Raw genomic sequence first — 15,348 nt, 5'->3', positions numbered from 1 at the left:
ACGACCTGGATGCCGACCCACGAGCGGTGCCGGTACGTCGCCGAGTGGGCCGCGGTGAAGACCCGCTGGCGGCTGACCGTCGACACCGCCGAGAAGAGCGCGCTCACCAGCCACGCGAACTCCTGCTCGAACATCCTGATCACGGTGACCCACGCGTTCTGACGCCCCGGTACCTGCTGGACCGGCCGTCGGGCGTCGACGCGCACACCGTCGCCGCCCGGCGGGCCGGCAGCTGACCTCAGCAACGCCACCGGAGGGATCCTCCTGGCGGCGACCGGGGAGGACGGTCGGCACCGGGAAGCGACACGGCCAGGAGCCGGTGGTCGATGGCCGGCCCGGGTCCGCCGGTACGGTGGGACCGGCTCGACGTCGACGCGGCCCGGCTTCGGTCGTACCTGGGAGGGGAGCCTGATGCGTGACCTGCTGCCACCGCCGGTCGCCGTGGTCGTGGCGGGGCCGGCGGACTTCACCGGCGAGTTGCTCGCCGCCGAGCAGGCATGTCTCGGCGAACGCGCGGTGGAGAGCCGCCGGCGTGACTTCACCGCCGGCCGGGTGTGCGCCCGACGGGCCATCGCCGCCCTCGGGCTCGCTCCGGTGCCGGTGCCGTCGGCGGCCGACCGGTCCCCGGTCTGGCCGACGGACGTGGTCGGCACCATCACCCACACGAGGGGCTACTGCGCCGCCGCCGCGGCCCGCGCCGACGAGGTCCGGTCGGTCGGCATGGACGCCGACCAGCACAAGATCCTCGACGCCGGGGTACGCCGGTTGATCCTCCGGCCGGAGGAGGTGGAGCGCTACGAACGGCTGCCGGCCGGCACCTCCTGGCCGGCGCTGATCTTCAGCGCAAAGGAGACCGTCTACAAGGTCTGGCATCCGGTGGTCGGCACCTACCTGGATTTCCAGGACGCGTCGGTCGAGATCGACCCGGACTCCGGTTCCTGGATTGCCCGGATCTCCCCGGCGAAGGTCGAGGCGGCTCGGGAGAAGGTCACCGACCCGCCCAGCGTGATCACCGGACGGTTCACCGTGGACGCCGGCCTGGTCCGCACCGCCGCCGTACTGCCGCACCGCTGACCGGCCCGCCGACGCTCCCACCAATGCAACGTGGGGCGTGCCGGGCGACAGGAGCCCACATCGCGATCAGTGACGGCAACGGCGGAATTCCGGACAAGCAGGGTCGGTCAGGCCACACGAACGACCCGTTCAGCCGACGACCATCACGGCGCGGCAGGGAAGGATGGTTCGGTGCGTCGGCGCGCCCGTGGGAGCACGTCGAGCTTTGACCCTCTGCATCCGGGAGCACCGTGAGTCACCCCCCAGGCCCGCCGCAGGATCCCTTCCCGGGCCCGCCCCAGGATCCGTACCAGCCGGACCCTGATCCGTACGCGTACCCCGATCCGCTGTTCTACCCGGATCCCACCTCCGCGCCACCGCCGCACCCCGGGCCGCCGGGCGCCGGCTCGTCGTACCCGGGGTATCCGCCGGAGCAGAGCACGCCGGTGCCCCCGCACCCGACCAGCGGGGCACCCGACGCGCAGTACCCACCGACCTCCGGTGCCCCCGGTTACCCGCCACCCCACTCGGGAGGGCCCAGCTATCCGCCGCCGACCTCGGGGGCGCCCGGCTATCCGCCACCGAGCTCCGGGGCACCCGGCTATCCGGAAGCACCGGGGCACCCGGCCGCCTCCGGCGTGCCCTATACGCCGGGGCCGACGCCGATGGGGTCCTACCCACCCGGCCCCGCCGGGCCGTACCCCGGCCTGCCCCTGCCGCCGTCGACCGGCTCCGGCGGGAAGAGCGCCGCGCTGATCGTGATCCTCGTCCTGGTCGGCGTCCTCCTGCTCTGCTGCGTCGGTGGGATCGTCCTCGCGCTGCTCGGTGACGACAGCGCCAGCCGGGACACCGGCCTCGGCCGGGCGGCCACGCCGCGGAACTCGTCCGCCCCGCTGGTCCAACCGACCGACGACCGGCCGCTCGGCGCGGCTGCCCCGACCACCGCAGTCCCGCAGCCGAGCAGCAGCGGGAAGGACGGCGAGACCTTCAACATGAAGGTCGGCGACACGCTGGTGATCACCGACGACGAGGGCACCGTCGAGATCACGATCACCCGGTTCACCACCTCGAACAAGGGTTGCCGGTCCTTCGCACCCGACCCGGACGAGGGGCTGTACCTGATCGCCGACGTGACGGTGCGGGTGATCAAGGGCACGGCCTCGGTGAACCCGTTCTACTTCGAGTGGGTGGCCGAGGACGGCAAGACCGCCAACGGACTGGTGGGCGCGCTGTCCGGCTGCGGTACCCCGCTCTCCTCGGGGGTGAACCTGCGCACCGGCAGCAAGCGCAGCGGCACGGTCGTCTTCGACGTGGCCGACCGGAAGGGCGTCGTCGAGTACCAGCACAACTTCGAGGCCGCGGGCTCCTGGAAGCCCTGACACCCTCACCCGACCGGGGCCGGTCCGCCTGTGCGGACCGGCCCCGGTCGCGTCGTCCGTGCCGTACGCGGCGTGGGTGAGACCGGCCAACCGGACGTCCCGGCCGTGGCCGAACGCCCTCGGCAGGTCGTGCGTCCTCCCGCGCGCCCGGTCCGGTACCCGTACGCGTTCGGGGGCTCCGCGGAACAGCCGTCGGTCACCAAAAGAGGTTATAGGCGACCAAGGTAGCAAATCGCCCGATAAGCACCGGTAGCGTTCCTGCTGCACCGCCCGACGAACTCTCGACACGCCCAGGAGACACACGATGCGAACACAGCTGAGCCGCGCCCTCGCGGTGGGGGCGATCGCGGCCGGGCTGCTGCTCTCGACCGGAGCACCCGCAGCAGCCCAGACGACGATCGATATCAACCCGGGCAACGTGCCCTCGAACGCCACCGACTTCCCGCAGAACTGCGACCCGAACCTCGGCGGCGGGCCCTACCCCGGCGAGGACGTCTGGGTGTTCAACCTGCCCGGGGACCCGGAGACCAGCGGCGTCTTCGAGTCGGTGACGGCCACCTTCGACACGCCGGACGGTCCGCTGACCGTCACCATCCCCGACGACGGCGGCGCCATCGTGAACAACATGGGGACGAGCAAGGCGTGGATCCGGGTGCCCGCCGGTGCCACGCTGGTGGAGGCGACCGCCGTCATCTCCGGTATGGCCGACTTCTTCGTGCTCTCGTCCACCTGCGCGGCGCTGCAACCGACGCCGACGCCGACGGCCACGCCCACGCAGCCGCCGACACCGACCCCCACTCCCACCGCGACGCCCACCCAGCCGCCGACACCCACGCCGACGGCCACGCCCACGCAGCCGCCGACACCGACCCCGACGGCCACCTCGTCCGTGCAGCCGACACCCACCAAGACGCACCTGCCGGTCACCGGCGTGTCGAGCAGCTCGACCCTGGTGCCGCTGGTCACCCTCGGTGTGGGGGCGATCCTCATGGGCGCGACACTGCTCGGCCTGCGCCGCCGACGCGGCTGACCCGTCCGGGACGCCTGGTCGCCGGCACGCCCGGCGGTGACGCAACGGTCACCGCCGGGCAGCCGGCGATCCGGCGTGCCGGCCCGACGACCTGCCACGCCTCGTACGGCCCGGTCTCGGAACCCGTCACCGGGTCCAGGTCCTTCTCCCGGTCGCACCCCGGGAACGCCAGGTAGGCCAGGCTGCCGATCATGGAGCGAAAATGAGCAGGGTACGCCTACCCGGACCGCGCCCGACCGTGGAAGGAGCGCTTCGGTGATCGATAAGTCCAGCGTGGTGACCTGGGTCCGGCGCTACGAGCGCGCGTGGCGGAGCGCGGGCACGAACCAGCTCGACGGGCTGTTCACCGCCGACGCCACGTACCGGATGACGCCGTTCGCGCCGCCGCATCGCGGTCTCGACGCCCTCCGCGTCCTGTGGGACGCCGAACGTGCCGGCCCGGACGAGGAGTTCGTGATGGACTTCGACGTCGTCGCGGTCGACGACCCACGGGCGGTGGTGCGGCTGGAGGTGCGCTACGGCCAGCCCGACCCGCAGCACTTCCGCGACCTGTGGATCCTCGACTTCGCTCCCGACGGCCGGTGCCGGGCCTTCGAGGAGTGGCCCTTCCGCTCCGAGCGTCCCGCGTCGCACCCGGCCCCCTGACCGGGCGCCACCTCCGCGACGCGCTGCGTTCCACTCTCCGCAGATGGACCCGATGCTCGCCGCGTTCGCGCACGAGATCGACGGTGTGTCGGCGGCGGCCGGCCGGGTGCCGGTGGTGTCCAACCTGACCGGGCTGCCGCTGGCCGCCCCGGACGCCGGCTACTGGGCGCGGCAGGTGCGCGGCACGGTCCGGTTCCGGGACGGGGTTCGCTGGCTCGCCGCGGCGGGCGCGGGCACCTGGGTGGAGTTCGGGCCGCACGGCGTGCTGACCCCTGCGGTGCGGGACTGCCTGCCGGACAGCGGAGCCGCCCTGCTGGTCCCGACGTTGAGCGCCCGGCGGCCCGAGGTCCGGTCGGTACTGACCGCCGCCGCCGAACTCGACGTGGCCGGAGTCGAACTGGACTGGCCGCAGGTGCTGCGCGGTGACCAGCCCCGCCCGGTGCCGGTACCCACCTACCCGTTCCAGCACCGGCGGTTCTGGCCCGAGGCCCGGCCGGCGGGGCTGGCCAGCGTCGGGCCGTCCTCAGCTGGGCACGGCCCGGCCGAGGACGGCCCCGTACCGGCCACCTCGCTGCCGGACCGGGCGGCGGTGGCGGCGCTCGTCACCGGCCAGGCCGCCGGCGTGCTCGGGCACCCTCCGGGGACGGCGGTTCCCGGCGACCGCCCACTGCTCGAACTCGGCTTCGACTCGATGGGCGCGGTGCACCTGCACCGGCGGTTGGCCCGGGCGACCGGGCTCGACCTGCCGCCCCGCACGCTCGTGGAACACCCGACGCTGGACCGGCTGACCGACCACCTCTGGTCCCGACTCGGCCGGCCGGAACCGACAAGTGGGTCCGGGCCGTTCACCGCGATGCTGCGTACCGCCGCCGACGCGGACGACCTGCCGCGCGCGGTGCGGTGGCTGAGCGACTCCGCCCGCTACCGCCCCAGCTACCACCGCGTCGGAGGGCCCGGCGCCGGTGAGCGTGCTGATCTCCGACGGGACGGCACCCACCCTGGTATGTCTGCCGTCGTTCCTCGCCGGGTCAGGGCCGCACCAGTTCGCCCGGTTCGCGGCGGCCCTGCCGGCCAGGCGGCGGACGACGGCGGTGCAGCTACCCGGTTTCGGCCCCGGGGAACGGCTCCCCCGCGACTGGGACACGCTGATGGACAGCCTGTGTGCCGCCGTCCTGCACGCCGCCGGGGCTGGCGAGTTCCTGCTGGTCGGATACTCGATCGGTGGAGTGCTGGCGCAGGGCGTGGCGGGCCGGCTCGCCGGCACCTCCCGGGCCCCCCGGCGGGCTGGTCATGCTCGACACGTTCGAGCCGGGGCGGGCCGACGGGGCCGACACCTTCGCCTGGGCGATGGACGCGATCCTGGACCTGGATCACGAGTACCTGTCGATCGACGACGACGTGGTGCTCGCGATGGGCGGCTACCTGGGGCGCTGGACGGCTGGACGGCCGAACCGGCCCCGGTGCCGACGCTGCTGGTGCACGCGCAGCCGACCGACGGCTCGGACCGGTGGCCCCGCTGGCAGGTCGCCGGCACGGTGGCCACCGTCGCCGGTGACCACTTCTCGCTGCTCCAGGAGGACGTGAAGGCGACCGCCGCAGCGGTCGACGCGTGGCTGACCGGGCGGGACGGCAGGCCGGACGGTCGGTGACCCCGCCCTGCACGGCTGACGGGGCAGCACGACGGCCGGACCGGCGGTGACCCGCCCGGCCAGCGGGGTCACCGCTCCGGGACGGGTCAGGCCCCGGCCTGCCAGCGGAACGCGGCGGCGGCGGCGAAGTCCCCGGCGTGGGCGAACCCGGCCACGACCACCAGGTCACCGGGACGGACCCGGCCGCCGCGCAGCGCGTGGTCCAGGGTCACCGGCAGCCCCGCGCCGTAGAGGTTGCCGAGAGTGTCGTAGGTGTCCACGTGCCGCTCGGGTGGGATGCCGAGGGCGTCGCGCCAGTTGCGCAGGAAGGTCCGGTTGGGCTGGTTGGTGATGAACACATCAATGTCGTGCACCTGGACGTCGATGTTCTCGCACAGCTCACGGACCACCTCGGGCACCACGCGGTTGCCGAGGTCGAGGGTCTGCTGGGTGCGGGCCGGGTCGAACCGGACGTCGACCTGCCCGGTCCCCGGCTCCCAGTACTTACGGCCCTCGGCAGCGACGCGCAGGTCGGCCGCCGCCGACGGGGTGTTCCGCACGGCGGTCCCGAGCAGTGGTGACCGGTCGTCGGCGGTGAGCGCCGCCACCCCGCAACCGTCGCCCGGCGTACGGGCATGCGGCAGGAGGCGGACCTCCGACTGGCTGAAGACCTGACCGCCGGCGTTCTGCACGTTGGCCAGCAGCGCCGTCCGCGCCTGGCCGGTGGAGATCAGCGCACCGGGCCAGCCGCATCATGTACGCGAACGAGGCGCAGCCGGTGTTGTGCAGGTCGATCGTCCATTCCGGGGCGCAGCCGAGCAGCGCGGCGGTCTCGGCTCCGCACCCGGTGAACAGCTCGTCGGGCACCAGCACGTTGGTGAGCAGGATGTCGATGTCGGTGGCGGCGATCCCGAGGCGCCCGAGCAGCGGCGTCGCCGCCCGGTGGATCATCTCGCTGGCCCGTTGGTCGGGTGCGACGTGGTGGCGCAGCGGGGGCGGCCCGACCAGCGGGCTGTGCAGCATCGGGTCGTCCGGCAGCGGTCCGTCGAAGAAGAAGTCCAGGCCCACCACCTTCTCCGGCAGGTAGGCACCGACCCCCGCGACGCTGACCGCCCGGCCGGCAGTGGACCCGCCGGTCACTGCGTCGCCCGCCCTCGCCGGTCCGCGTCGTCGGTCCGGCGCAGGAACTCGCGCAGCGCGGCGACGAGCGCCTCCGGCCGGTCCTCGGGGATGAGCGCGTACGAGTCGTCGATCTCGACCAGCTCCGCGTCGGGGCACTCGCGGGCCAGGCGACGGCCGTGCTCGACCGGCATGACCCGGTCCTCGGTCGCCCACACGATCAGGGTCGGCCGCTCGAAGGTGACGGCGCGCGTGGCGATGTCGGCGAGCTCCGCCTTGTCGGGGACGCTCAGCACGTACTTGCGCAGGTCGCGGCGGATCGCCGGATCCGTCTGCATCGGCTGTGACCAGCGGGCCATGACGTCACGGGGCACCGGGCGCTTGGCCATCAGGCCGAACGTGGTGGGCAGCCGCTGGAGCAGCCGGAAGCGCAGGGCGGTGGCGGCGAGCAGGAGCCCCCCGGGCAGCTTCGACATCTGGAACAGCGACTTGCCCGGCTGGCCGGGCGGGTAGTTGTCGTACACCTCGCACGAGGACAGCACCAGCCGGCCGACCCGGTCGGCGAGCCCGTCGGCGATGAGCACCTGCGGCCCGCCCCAGTCGTTGGCGACCAGCGCGACGTCACGCAGGTCGAGCGCGTCGAGGAACTCCGCGACCAGCTTCACCATGCCGTGCATGCCGAGGTCGGCGTCGGGGCGCATCGGCCGGCGGTGCCCCCCCGAGCGGCAGGGTCGGGGTGACGCAGCGGTATTCCGGGGCCAGGGCCGGCACCACGTTGCGCCACAGGGAAGCGTCCATCGCCACCCCGTGCAGGAACACGACAACGGGCCCGGCGCCTCCGGTGTCGTCGTAGTCGATGGTGCCCGCGGACAGGGTCACTTCCGGCACGTGGCCTCCTCGGGTCGCGACCGGACCTCCGGCACCGACAGCCCGATGCCCGGCGTCACTCTTCCAACAGCGGCAGAGGGCTGGCGACGTGTCGGAGAACGGGGCGACTTCTGCCGCCAACCGGCCCGATGAAGCATCGCATCCCGCACCCGATCATGCGCGCCGATCGTATCCCGGGCGGGTCGGGCGGGCCACCCGTACCGGCGCGGGTGTTCCTCATTGGAGGGAGCCGTCATTCCCTATTGGAGGACCGCGGGCCGGGCGCCGACGGTCCGAGCGTGTTCCGTCAGCGGCACCGGCGGGCGTTGAGTCGGGCGGCCTGGCGCGTCAGGTGGCCGCGTTCGGCGAGGTTGGGGGCCTTCCGGGCCGCCTCGGCGTACAGTCGTGCCGCCGTCGCCGGGTCGCCGTCGCGCTCGTGCAGGTACGCCGCCACGGCCGCGTGGCGGGGCAGTGAGTCGTCCAGCGCCGCGAGCACCGCCAGCCCGGCACGCGGTCCGTCGGCCTCGCCGACGGCCACCGCGCGGTTGAGCCGGACGACCGGGCTGTCGGTCAGGCGCGCGAGTTCGTCGTACCACTCGACGATCTGCACCCAGTCGGTCTCCTCGGCGGTGGGCGCGTCAGCGTGCAGTGCCGCGATGGCAGCCTGGGCCTGGAACTCGCCCAGCCGGTCGCGGGCCAGGGCCGCCTGCAGGATCTCGACGCCCTCGGCGATCGACGTCGTGTCCCACCGGCCGCGGTCCTGCTGGGCGAGCGGCACCAGACTGCCGTCGGGCGCGGTGCGGGCGGCGCGTCGGGCGTGGTGGAGCAGCATGAGGGCGAGCAGCCCCGCCACCTCGGGGTGGTCGATCGCGGCCGCGAGCTGGCGGGTGAGTCGGATTGCCTCGGCGGCGAGGTCGACGTCGCCGGAGTAGCCCTCGTTGAAGACCAGGTAGAGGACGCGCAGCACGGTGGCGACGTCGCCGGGCTGGTCGAACCGTACGCCGGAGACGGTGCGCTTGGCCCGGCTGATGCGCTGCGCCATGGTCGCCTCGGGCACCAGATAGGCCTGGGCGATCTGGCGGGTGGTCAGCCCCCCGACGGCGCGCAGCGTGAGCGCGACCGCGGACGCCGGTGTCAGCGACGGGTGGGCACACAGGAAGTAGAGCTGGAGCGTGTCGTCCACCGCGGGCGCGGGCCCGGGAGCCGGCTCCTCGTCGACGAGGTCCTCACGGCGGCGACGGGCGGCGTCCGCCCGGGTCGTGTCGAGGAACCGGCGCCAGGCCACGGTGACCAGCCAGCCCGTCGGGTCCCGTGGCGGGTCGGCCGGCCAGGCGCGGACCGCCTCGACCAGCGCGTCCTGCACGGCGTCCTCGGCCGCCGCGAAGTCGGCTCCGCGGCGGACGAGGATGCCGAGCACGCTCGGCGTGAGGCTCCGGAGCAGAGCCTCATCCATGCGCGTGGCACTCCGTGATGGTGGGCGCCGCGCCCAGGAACGGGCGCACCTCGAGCCACTCGTGAATCGGCTTTCCGCCCGCTCCGGGGGCGGCCGACAACTCCCCGGCCAGCTCGATGGCGCGCTCGTAGCTGTCGACGTCGATCACCATCCAGCCGGCGATGAGATCCTTGGTCTCGGCGAACGGGCCGTCGGTGACCGGCGGGCGCCCCTCACCGTCGTACCGGACGAAGGTCCCCTCCGGGGCGAGTGCCTGGCCGTCGACGAACTCGCCGGTCCCCTCGAGCCGGGCCGCGAAGTCGTTCATGTACTGCATGTGCGCCGAGATCTCCTCCGGCGTCCACTGGTCCATCGGTACGTCGTTGACCGCAGCCGGAGCGCCGCGGTAGTGCTTGAGCAGCAGGTACTTGGCCATCGTGGTTCTCCTCGGTGCTGGTGCGACCCATTCTGGTCAGCTTCACCCCAGGGACGGAGCCAGCCACGGTTTCTCGACATCACCGCCCGACATTTCTCGGCCCTCGCCACGGGTCCGGGTGATTCGTCCGCAATGTCCGGTTGAACGGGCGGCGCGAGGGCGGGTGGCCCCGTACTGGCGGCCGACCACCGTCGGCGAGCTGCTGTTCAACTTCTGGGACTGAACAGAAGTGACCTGGGCACACGCACACCGACGCTCGCCCTCAGCCCTGGACCGACGTGCCGGGTCCGGTCGGTTCCCGCCGTGTCCGGCACCGGCTGGCTATCGCGTGGACCAGGCTGGCCACCCAGCCGATCGCGGCAAGCACGCCGGCCACGGCGAGCCCGGTGAAGAGCAGCCAGGTGCCGCCGCCCTGGGCGGCGAAGACACCCCTGCGGGCACCCGTGTCGCGGGCCGCCACCGTGGCCCCCGAGGTCAGGTCGTCCGGCCCGTCGTAGACGATGACGTCGTTACGCGGCGTCCCGCCCCCGTCCGGGACGAAGTCGCCATGCCAGGTGCAGTTGCGGCCGCACGTCTCGTAGCGCGCGATGAAGGTGCCCGCCGTGCCGTCACCGGACTTCGCCTGCCAGGCCGGAGCGACGTCGGGCACGCCGAGGGCCAGCCCGAGGAGGGCGAGGAGAGGAAGCCCGACCCAGAGCAGGAACTTCATCCCCCAGCCAGCTGTCGCATTCGCCACGGGCACACCGTAACGAGACCGGTCCAGCTCTCACGACTCACTGCCCCGCAGCACCGTTCAGTGGTCTCGACGTAGGCTCCGGCTCATCCGGCCTGCTGCGGCTCGTCCGGGTCCGGAGCCAGCCTCATCCGTAGGCGTACTCGTCCACGTCCAGCTCTGCTCGCGTCAGGCGGAGGAACTCCAACACCCGGGCATCCACGTGCCAGCCCAGCAACTGGTGCTGACCGGGGAGCTTCTGCAGGCCTCCCACCCGGCTGGTCAGATCTTCTTCCTCGCCGTCCGGATGCTCGAACACGCGGACGATTTGCAGCATGCTCGCGCCCGGCCCTCCATCGGTGTCGTCCAGCTCGACGGCCAGTTCACCGATGCGTTCCGCGTGACCGAAGAGCCGCTCCACGATCCGGTCGACCTGTTCGTTCACCGTCAGCCCCGCCTTGCGGCACACGACCTTCCATCGGTGCGCGGCGGGCCTCGCAGGGCTGGCCAGACGGCTGCCACGAACGACGATCTCGTCCGGTTCGATGCCGAGCCTCGCGGTCATCTCGGCGGTCGAAACCCGCTTCGAACTCAGCGCGAAGTACGCGTACTGAGAGATGATCACCGGCGGACCCTACCTGCACGAGCACCGACAGCGCTGCCGGGTTACTGCTGTACAAGATCAAAAAGGCCGTCTCCGACTGACGGAAACGGCCTTCGAGCTGGGTGGAGCTGAGGGGATTTGAACCCCTGACCCCCTCGATGCGAACGAGGTGCGCTACCGGTCTGCGCCACAGCCCCTCCGCCGGAGAACCGGCTTCGGTCCCACCCGGCGTTCACCGGGCGGGCCGGCGACAAGGCTAACAGGTTCCCCGCCTCCAGAGCGAATCGCCCCACCCCTCCCCGGCGGGGAGGGGTGGGAGGGGCCGGAAGCTGCCATGATCCCGGACGACGACGCGCACGGGCCGGTGCCCCGTCCGTGCGGGCAGCTCCAAAGGACCGCCTACCCGACCGTCCGCCCGTCCGCCAGACCCGCGTCCCGGCCCGGACCTCTGGGTGGAACGGTCCGCGGAGCGGGATCAGCGGCGGGACTGGTAGGGGCGGCCGCGCAGCCCACCGGTGCGGCGGTAGGAGACCGAGCCGCCCCCGCTGGCCGCCGCCGGCAGGTCGTCGGGGCGGTCCAGGCCCATGGCGGTACGCCGTACCGCCTCGCGCTGGGCCGCCAGGCGGCGCTGCTGCTCCCGGCGGGCGGCCGCGCGGCGGGCCTGTTCCCGGCGCACCTCGGCCTGCCGGGCGGCCAGCCAGGCCGCCTCCCGGGCCCGTGCCCGCCGCCGACGGCGCTCGGCCACCGCCCGCGCCCGCAGGTGGACGACGTACGCGACGAGCAGGGTGCCGGTGACCGAGACACTGATCCAGAACCCGGGGCCGGCCACGACCACCCCGATCAGCTCGACGACGTTGAGCAGCAGCAGCGCGGCCAGCACCCGGCGACGGCGGTAGATCACCGGGGGGTGCTGCCGGCGCGGCGGTCGGCGGCGGGGGCGTCCGGGGGCGGGGGGCACGGCGCGTAGCCGCCCGGAGCGGCGGCCGGAGCCCCGGCCGGGTGAGCCGGCCCGGGGCGTACCCGATCCGGCGGCGGTCGGCGCGACGGCCGACGGACCGGCGGTCGACGCGGAGCGGACGGCGGTGGTCCCGCCCGCGCCGTCCGGACCGAGCGTGACCACCAGGGAACGGGACGGGTTCACCGGGCGGCGTCCGGGCACAGTACGGCGCCGTCGGCGGCGCTGGAGCACCCGCGCCGTCGACTGCGCCCGCTCCGCCACCAGCCGCTCGGTGGCGTCGTACCGACGCACGAGCGCCGGGGCGAGAGCCAGCAGGCCGGCGGCGGCGAGGACGGCGAGGAGCACCGAGGTCGGCACCCTCACCCCTCCCGTCACCGAAGTTCGGACATCCGCGCGCCGGCCGCACGATCTTCGACCGGACATCGCCCGTTCCGCCGATCATGCGGTCACCGCAGCGCTTGCCACAGCTTGCAGTTACTTGAGGTTACGGGCGACCGAGCAGGAAGATTGTGCGCCGCGCCGGATTGTCGACGGTGGGACAGATCATCCGGCGGCGGCGCGTACCCGGTGCCAGCGGGCCAGCAGGCCGCCCTCGGCGGCCACCTCCTCGCTGGTCATCGCGTATCCGATGTGGTCGCGCCACGCACCGTCGATGTGCATGTACCGCTGGTGGTACGCCTCCTCGCGGAAGCCGAGCTTCTCCACCACCCGCCGGGACGGCCCGTTCTCCGGACGGATGTTCACCTCGACCCGGTGTAGCCCACCCGGGCCGAAGGCATGGTCGACGGCGAGCGCCATCGCGGTGGGGATCACCCCGCGCCCGGCCACCCGACTGTCCACCCAGTAGCCGACGTAGCCGGAGCAGAACGCGCGCCGGACGATGTTGCCGATGTTCAGGTGTCCGACCAGGCGCTCGCGCCCGTTCTCGTGCAGGCACACCGCGAAGGGCATCCCCTCACCGACGCGCGCGGACCGGCGCTGGTCACGGTGGACGTAGCGGAACGCGTCGGGTGAGTTCGTCTCGTCCCAGCGGCCGGGCACCGAGGACTCCCAGGGCGCCAGCCAGGCCCGGTTCGCCCGGCGTACCTCCGACCAGGCTGCCGCGTCCGAGCGGCGGTACGGCCGCAGCACCACCGGGCCGTCGGCGAGGACGGCCGGCCAGCCGGGGACGTTGCCGAACAGCATCCCGATCATCGCCCGTTCACCGGCGACGGTCCAGCAGCAGCACGTCCACGGTGGAACCGGCCGCGGCCGTGGTGACCCGCTCGCCGAGGACCATCAGCCCGTTCGCCTCGGCCAGTCCGGAGAGGGTGAACGGACCGCCCGGCAGCGGCTGGACGGTGTAGCCGCCGCCGCGCCGCTCGGCCACGTGCGCGGGGCGGAACTCCCGCAGCCCACCGGGGGACGTGATGGTTTCCAGCAGGTGCGCGCGGACGCTCGGCCGGAACACCGGTTCCGCCCCGGCGAGCAGGTTGATCGCGGGACGGGCCAGCACCTCGAAGCCGATCATCGCGGCACCGGGCTCACCGGGCAGACAGACCACCGGCACCTCCTCGGCTCCGACCGTACCGAATCCGAGGGACGTACCGGGATAGAGGGCGACCTCGGTGAAGGTGACCGGGCCGGCCCGGCCCCCCTCCCGACGGGTGAGGATCCGGCGGACCATGTCGCCCGGCCCGGTGCCGGTGCCGCCGGTGGTGATGATCAGGTCGGCCCGCAGCGTCTGGTCCTCCAGCAGGCCGCGCAGCGCCTCCGGGTCGTCGTCGCAGATGCCCACCCGGTACGCCAGCGCGCCCACCTCCGCGGCGGCGGCCGTCAACGCGTGCGAGTTGGCGTCCACGACCTGCCCGGGCTGGCTGCCCCGGCCCACGTCGACCAGCTCGTCCCCGGTGGCCACGATGACCACCCGGGGGCTGGGGCGGACCACCACGTGCCCGAGCCCGGTGGCGGCGAAGACCGCGACCAGCGCCGGGGAGACGTACGTGCCGGCGCGGGCGAGCAGCGTGCCGGCGGGCAGCTCCTCACCGGCCCGGCGGACCCCGTACCCGCGCTTGGGGACGCGGAAGATCTCGACGGCGGCCATGCCCTGGTCGGTCCACTCCACCGGGACCACCACGTCCGCGCCGGACGGCAGCGGCGCGCCGGCCGCCACCGAGAAGCACGAACCGGGGGTGAGCCGGACCGGCCGCCAGCTGGCCGCGCCGAGGTCACCGACCACGTTCAGCCGGACGGTACGGCCGCTCGGCGATCCGGTGCGGCCCGGGGCGTACCCGACGCCCCGGCCCGCACCGGAACCGATGTCCTCCCAGCGTGCCGCGTACCCGTCGACCGCGGCCTGGTCGAAGGCCGGGTACGAGTGCGGCGCGACGACGTCCTCGGCGAGGACGTTGCCGTACGCCTGGGTGAGGTCGAGGTCGAGCGGAGGCAGCGCGCGTAACCTGCGCAGCACGCTGCCCAGGTAGTCGGCGAGCGGCGTCAACTCGTTCGCGGCCGCCTCGGCGTCGGCCGTCGCGGTCATGTACTAGGACCGCCCGACGCGTCGGAGGCGACGAACTCCCCCAACCACTTGCGGAACTCGTCGCCCAGGTCCTCCCGCTCACTGGCGATCTGCACCACGGTCTGGAGGTAGCCCAGCGGCATGCCGGTGTCGTAGCGGGTGCCCCGGTAGACGATGGCGTGCACCGGTGTGCCCTCGCTGCGCAGCAGCTCCATCGCGTCGGTGAGCTGGATCTCCCCGCCGCTGCCCGGCCCGGTCCGCCGGATCGCGTCGAAGATCGTGCCGGGCAGCACGTACCGGCCGAGGACGGCCAGGTTGCTCGGGGCCTCCTCCGGCTTCGGCTTCTCCACCATGCCGGTCACCCGGACGACCTCGCCGACGTCGGTCAGCTCCGGCTCGGCCGGTTCCACCGAGGCGATGCCGTACCGCTTGGTCTCGGCCGGGTCGACCTCGAAGAAGGCGAGCACGATGCCGCCGGTGCGGGCCTGGAGCTCCAGCATGGCCGGCAGCAGCGGCTCGGACGGCTTGACGAACTCGTCGCCGAGGAGCACCGCGAAGGGTTGGTCGCCGACGTGCGACTCGGCGTACCCGACGGCGTGACCGAGACCGAGCTGCTCGGGCTGCCGGCAGGTGTAGATCTCGGCCAGCTCGCTGGGGCGACGGACGGCGGCCAGCCGCTCCGCGTCCCCCTTCTCCTCCAGCCGTGCCTCCAGGTCGGGTCGGCGGTCGAAGTGGTCGACCATCGAGGTCTTGCCCCGACCGGTGATCAGCAGGACGTCGCCGATCCCGGCCTGGGTGGCCTCCTCGACGATGTACTGCAACACCGGCCGGTCGACCACCGGCAGCAGCTCCTTGGGGACCGCCTTCGTCGCAGGCAGGAACCGGGTGGCCAGACCGGCGGCCGGGATGACGGCCTTGACCGCCCTCGGGCGGCCGGTCGAGGTGGACGCCGTTGAAGGATTCGCTGGTTGCTCCGACATGTCGCGAG

The 15,348-nt window shown here is 73.4% G+C and carries 17 protein-coding genes, 1 tRNA gene and 2 pseudogenes; 8 read left to right on the top strand and 12 right to left on the bottom strand.

Annotated elements, in window-relative coordinates:
• The first annotated feature begins 9 nt into the window (after positions 1-9).
• The 8 genes and pseudogenes from GA0074694_RS32815 to GA0074694_RS30855 all read left to right on the top strand — a co-directional run bounded on the left by GA0074694_RS32815 (position 10) and on the right by GA0074694_RS30855 (position 5,756).
• Complete coding sequence (locus GA0074694_RS32815) at positions 10-162, top strand: hypothetical protein (RefSeq protein WP_245714652.1); 153 nt, start codon at positions 10-12, stop codon at positions 160-162.
• A 249-nt stretch (positions 163-411) separates the two neighbouring features.
• Positions 412-1,074 (top strand): 4'-phosphopantetheinyl transferase family protein, encoded by a 663-nt coding sequence (locus tag GA0074694_RS11480; RefSeq protein WP_091456748.1) that lies wholly within the window; start codon positions 412-414, stop codon positions 1,072-1,074.
• 547 nt (positions 1,075-1,621) lie between these two features.
• Positions 1,622-1,882 (top strand): annotated as a pseudogene (locus GA0074694_RS34145) (hypothetical protein); the annotation flags it as partial.
• A gap of 163 nt (positions 1,883-2,045) precedes the next feature.
• Positions 2,046-2,432 (top strand): DUF4352 domain-containing protein, encoded by a 387-nt coding sequence (locus tag GA0074694_RS34140; protein WP_425413615.1) that lies wholly within the window; start codon positions 2,046-2,048, stop codon positions 2,430-2,432.
• Positions 2,433-2,736: 304 nt separating this feature from the next.
• Complete coding sequence (locus tag GA0074694_RS11470; RefSeq protein ID WP_091456744.1) at positions 2,737-3,462, top strand: LPXTG cell wall anchor domain-containing protein; 726 nt, start codon at positions 2,737-2,739, stop codon at positions 3,460-3,462.
• 255 nt (positions 3,463-3,717) lie between these two features.
• A complete protein-coding gene (locus tag GA0074694_RS11460) occupies positions 3,718-4,107 on the top strand; it encodes a nuclear transport factor 2 family protein (protein ID WP_245714650.1) in 390 nt (129 codons plus the stop codon).
• Between the two features lie 37 nt (positions 4,108-4,144).
• Positions 4,145-4,846, top strand: a pseudogene (locus GA0074694_RS34135) (phosphopantetheine-binding protein); the annotation flags it as partial.
• 223 nt (positions 4,847-5,069) lie between these two features.
• Positions 5,070-5,756 carry an alpha/beta fold hydrolase gene (locus GA0074694_RS30855; RefSeq protein ID WP_141714057.1) on the top strand — a complete coding sequence of 229 codons (687 nt, stop codon included), beginning with the start codon at positions 5,070-5,072 and terminating at the stop codon, positions 5,754-5,756.
• An 86-nt stretch (positions 5,757-5,842) separates the two neighbouring features.
• Here the strand turns inward: GA0074694_RS30855 and GA0074694_RS32230 are convergent, their stop codons facing one another.
• The 12 genes from GA0074694_RS32230 to GA0074694_RS11400 form a co-directional block, all read right to left on the bottom strand.
• The gene (locus tag GA0074694_RS32230) at positions 5,843-6,295 is read right to left on the bottom strand and encodes a 3-oxoacyl-[acyl-carrier-protein] synthase III C-terminal domain-containing protein (RefSeq protein ID WP_218105673.1); all 453 of its coding nucleotides are present in this window, start codon (positions 6,293-6,295) and stop codon (positions 5,843-5,845) included.
• Positions 6,240-6,875 carry a beta-ketoacyl-[acyl-carrier-protein] synthase family protein gene (locus GA0074694_RS32225; protein WP_218105672.1) on the bottom strand — a complete coding sequence of 212 codons (636 nt, stop codon included), beginning with the start codon at positions 6,873-6,875 and terminating at the stop codon, positions 6,240-6,242. The genes GA0074694_RS32230 and GA0074694_RS32225 overlap by 56 nt, the downstream gene beginning before the upstream one ends.
• A complete protein-coding gene (locus tag GA0074694_RS11445) occupies positions 6,872-7,555 on the bottom strand; it encodes an alpha/beta fold hydrolase (protein ID WP_218105671.1) in 684 nt (227 codons plus the stop codon). Before GA0074694_RS11445 ends, GA0074694_RS32225 begins: the two co-directional genes overlap by 4 nt.
• Before the next feature lie 473 nt (positions 7,556-8,028).
• Entirely contained in the window at positions 8,029-9,174 is a 1,146-nt protein-coding gene (locus GA0074694_RS11440; RefSeq protein WP_091456733.1) for an RNA polymerase sigma factor, read from the bottom strand.
• Entirely contained in the window at positions 9,167-9,589 is a 423-nt protein-coding gene (locus tag GA0074694_RS11435) for a YciI family protein (protein WP_091456729.1), read from the bottom strand. Before GA0074694_RS11435 ends, GA0074694_RS11440 begins: the two co-directional genes overlap by 8 nt.
• A 262-nt stretch (positions 9,590-9,851) precedes the next feature.
• On the bottom strand, positions 9,852-10,325 hold the full coding sequence (locus GA0074694_RS11430) for a hypothetical protein (protein ID WP_141714055.1): 474 nt from the start codon (positions 10,323-10,325) through the stop codon (positions 9,852-9,854).
• Positions 10,326-10,449: 124 nt separating this feature from the next.
• Entirely contained in the window at positions 10,450-10,926 is a 477-nt protein-coding gene (locus tag GA0074694_RS11425) for a DUF4279 domain-containing protein (protein WP_091456720.1), read from the bottom strand.
• A 102-nt stretch (positions 10,927-11,028) separates the two neighbouring features.
• Positions 11,029-11,102: transfer RNA gene (locus GA0074694_RS11420), tRNA-Ala, on the bottom strand.
• Between the two features lie 278 nt (positions 11,103-11,380).
• Positions 11,381-12,226, bottom strand: coding sequence for a divisome protein SepX/GlpR (gene sepX / locus GA0074694_RS11415; protein ID WP_176737874.1), 846 nt, complete (start codon positions 12,224-12,226; stop codon positions 11,381-11,383).
• A gap of 180 nt (positions 12,227-12,406) precedes the next feature.
• Positions 12,407-13,048: a GNAT family N-acetyltransferase gene (locus GA0074694_RS11410; protein WP_091458996.1), complete on the bottom strand. Its 642-nt coding sequence runs from the start codon at positions 13,046-13,048 to the stop codon at positions 12,407-12,409.
• Between the two features lie 16 nt (positions 13,049-13,064).
• Positions 13,065-14,381 carry a molybdopterin molybdotransferase MoeA gene (locus GA0074694_RS11405; RefSeq protein WP_091456714.1) on the bottom strand — a complete coding sequence of 439 codons (1,317 nt, stop codon included), beginning with the start codon at positions 14,379-14,381 and terminating at the stop codon, positions 13,065-13,067.
• Positions 14,378-15,340, bottom strand: a complete 963-nt coding sequence (locus tag GA0074694_RS11400; protein ID WP_091456710.1) for a UTP--glucose-1-phosphate uridylyltransferase — start codon at positions 15,338-15,340, stop codon at positions 14,378-14,380. Before GA0074694_RS11400 ends, GA0074694_RS11405 begins: the two co-directional genes overlap by 4 nt.
• Positions 15,341-15,348 lie beyond the last annotated feature (8 nt).

Source organism: Micromonospora inyonensis (assembly GCF_900091415.1).
In the GTDB taxonomy this organism is placed as follows: Bacteria; Actinomycetota; Actinomycetes; order Mycobacteriales; family Micromonosporaceae; genus Micromonospora; species Micromonospora inyonensis.
Note: the sequence above shows the minus strand (reverse complement) of the source record. Positions and strands in the feature narration are given on the sequence as shown.